This window comes from Williamsia sp. (genome assembly GCF_036566845.1).
Taxonomy (GTDB): Bacteria; Actinomycetota; Actinomycetes; order Mycobacteriales; family Mycobacteriaceae; genus Williamsia.
In genome coordinates this window covers 1-2875 of record NZ_DATCVM010000104.1, presented here as the reverse complement: position 1 = coordinate 2875, position 2875 = coordinate 1, and the positions used below count along the sequence as shown (strand labels likewise).

The following is a 2875-nucleotide window of genomic DNA, read 5'->3' as shown; positions in this document are numbered from 1 at the left end:
CGACCACGACGAATTTCTGTGGCCCGGTTTCGGGGAGAACTCTCGGATCCTCAAGTGGGCACTCGAACGCATCGAGGGTACCGCTGACGCCGAGGTGACCCCGATCGGCAATGTACCGACCCTCGATTCGTTGGATCTGACCGGTCTGAAACTTCATCGTCCGACCGTTACCGCTGCTCTGGCAGTCCATCCGACCGAGTGGGCATCCGAACTCCCCTTGATCGACGAGTGGTACGCCACGATCGGCGGAAACAAGCTCCCCGATGCGCTGCGCGAAGAGTTGCGTGCACTGCGGCAACGGCTATCCAGCTTCGACTACGAGCTCACAGACGCTATTCCCACACGTGACAGCGACTTCCGGCGAGTGCGCACGCACTCCGACGATCACTGATCCCCTCGAGCTGGACTTCCAGCGCCTCGCACGTCGAACCTGCTCGCGCCGGAAGTCCTTTCGGAAGATCCCGATCCGGGTCATGACTCCCTCAACCGCCCGGATCGGGATCTTCTTCCGAATGCCCCCAGTCCATCCCCAGCCGGCTGCGACGGCAAACCTGACTTACCAGTGCACCGCCGCGCCCAGAACAGCAGTCGCCAACTGGTGCTCACCGCACCATGGGCACACATCGCTCCCCGTAGGCACTGCAGACCGGCGGCACAACCTGGCACATCCCCGGCATAGCAGCAACGGCGCACACAGCAGCCCGCGTAGTGGCGTTACCCGCATCACTACTCCCTCCATCTGATTACTTGCTAATCTTAGCAAGTAATCAGACAGTCTTTCGCTTTCTTCTCGCAGTACCGAGGACCTTATGACCGAAACGCCCGCATCGAATTCCACTTCGGCACCTGAGAACACGCTCGCCCGAGCTGCCCAGGCCGTGCGGGACCTGTTGCCCCGGTGGAGTGAATGGAGTTCATCGCTGCGCGCTCCCGGCGCGGACCTGCTGGCCGGCCTGATCGTCGCCCTGGTTGCGCTTCCCCTGGCCCTGGGATTCGGCATCTCCACCGGACTCGGCGCAGCCGCGGGACTGACCACCGCGGTCATCGCCGGAGCTGTGGCTGCGGTGTTCGGCGGATCTCGCTTCCAGGTATCGGGCCCGACCGGCGCCATGACTGTCGTCCTGGTCCCCATCGTCCACGAATACGGCGGATCCGGTGTGCTCGCAGTCGGGCTGATCGCCGGCATCGTCCTGATGATCCTGGCATTTGCCGGAGTCGGACGGGCTGTCCGCTTCATGCCGGCACCCGTCATCGAAGGGTTCACCGCCGGAATCGCCGTGGTGATCGCGCTGCAACAGATACCTGCCGCGTTGGGTATCACCGACGCCGAGGGCGACAAGGTGTGGCGTAGCGCGGCGGACGCAGTCGCCAAATTCGCCTCACACCCGTCGATCCTCACACCCGTGACCGCACTCGTAGTGGCCGTCGCCATCCTCATCGGTGGACGCTACCTGCCCAAAGTTCCCTTCTCTCTGGTCGCAGTCGCGATCACCACACTCGCTGCGCAACTGTTGCACCTCGATATCGCCCGCATCGGTGAAATCCCTTCCGGAATCGCCGCTCCGACGTTGAACTTCCTACATCTCGGGGACCTCACCTCACTGCTGGCCCCTGCACTGGCAGTAGCCGCGCTGGCAGCGCTCGAGTCACTGCTGTCGGCGACGGCAGCGGATTCGATGGGCGTCGGGACCCGCCACAATCCCGACCGGGAGCTGTTCGGGCAGGGTTTGGCGAACATCGCCGCGCCGCTGTTCGGCGGAGTCCCCGCGACCGGCGCAATCGCCCGCACCGCGGTCAACGTCCGTTCCGGTGCTCGTAGTCGCCTGGCCGCACTGACCCATGCGGTCATCTTGGCCGCGATCGTCTACTTGGCATCGACCCTGGTCGCCGAGATACCCCTGGCCGCCCTCGCCGGCGTTCTGCTCGCCACGACGGTCCGCATGGTCGAAACAGCCTCGATCATTGCCATCGCTCGCGCCACCCGCGCGGATACCGCGGTCATGGGGGCGACGTTCCTGGTCACCGTCGCACTCGACCTCGTCACCGCGGTAGCGGTCGGTGTCGCGTTCGCGGCGATTCTGGCGCTGCGCGCTGTCGCCAAATCGGCCAAGATCGAGCAGGTCCCACTCGACGATGACGGACATCAGAGCGAAGAACACGACCTGCTCCGCGAACACATCGTCGCGTACCGCATCGACGGCGCATTGTTCTTCGCCGCAGCCCACAGGTTCCTCCTGGAACTAGCCGACGTCTCCGACGTCAAGGTGGTCATCTTGCGGATGTCACGCGTGACCGCTATCGATGCCACCGGTGCCATCGTGCTCAAGGACGCCATCGACAAACTCGAACACCGCCACATCACCGTGCTGATCTCCGGCATGAAATCCGAGCATCTACGGCCGCTCAAAGCCTTGGGCGTCTTCACCACCAAGGACAGCGAACGCAGGCATATCTTCTCCGACACACCCCGCGCCATCGAGTACGCCCGAATGCTGGTGCTCCCCAGAAGCCATTACACGTCGATGAATATCGAGGAATGAATCATTATGTCCCAGAACGGAAATCTCTCCCATCCCACCTTCGCCCAGCATGTGAAATACCTGGCGGGGCGAACGTTGCCGGACGAGTTCCTCCCGTGGGTGATCGAGGACATCACCGGCCGCGGCGCATCCCGCCGCTACGCAACCCGGTGCATCGTCCCATTGCTCCCTATCCTGGCCGGTTTGTTGCTGATTCCCGGTCCCTGGATCATCCGAATCAGCATGGTGCTCCTGCTGTTCCTCCCCTTCGTCTACTTCCTTCTCGCCTTGAAGAAGATCTATCTGCGGCACCGGTTGGTCAGCCACGGGTTGAACCCGTCGCTCCTCGATGTGCA

At 63.3% G+C, this 2875-nt stretch carries 3 protein-coding genes; all 3 read left to right on the top strand.

Annotation, left to right across the window (positions count from 1 at the left end):
- A partial coding sequence (locus VIQ49_RS09115; RefSeq protein WP_331883486.1) for a phosphoenolpyruvate carboxykinase domain-containing protein occupies window positions 1-391 on the top strand: 391 nt, incomplete at its 5' end.
- Window positions 392-809: 418 nt separating this feature from the next.
- Window positions 810-2540: a SulP family inorganic anion transporter gene (locus VIQ49_RS09110; protein ID WP_331883484.1), complete on the top strand. Its 1731-nt coding sequence runs from the start codon at window positions 810-812 to the stop codon at window positions 2538-2540.
- 6 nt (window positions 2541-2546) lie between these two features.
- Window positions 2547-2875 (top strand): DUF5313 family protein (locus VIQ49_RS09105; protein WP_331883482.1); only part of this gene is annotated, 329 nt, incomplete at its 3' end.

Coding starts and splice junctions, on each gene's coding strand:
- VIQ49_RS09110 (WP_331883484.1), top strand. CDS start 810: ATGACCGAAACGCCCGCATCGAATTCCACTTCGGCACCTGAGAACACG.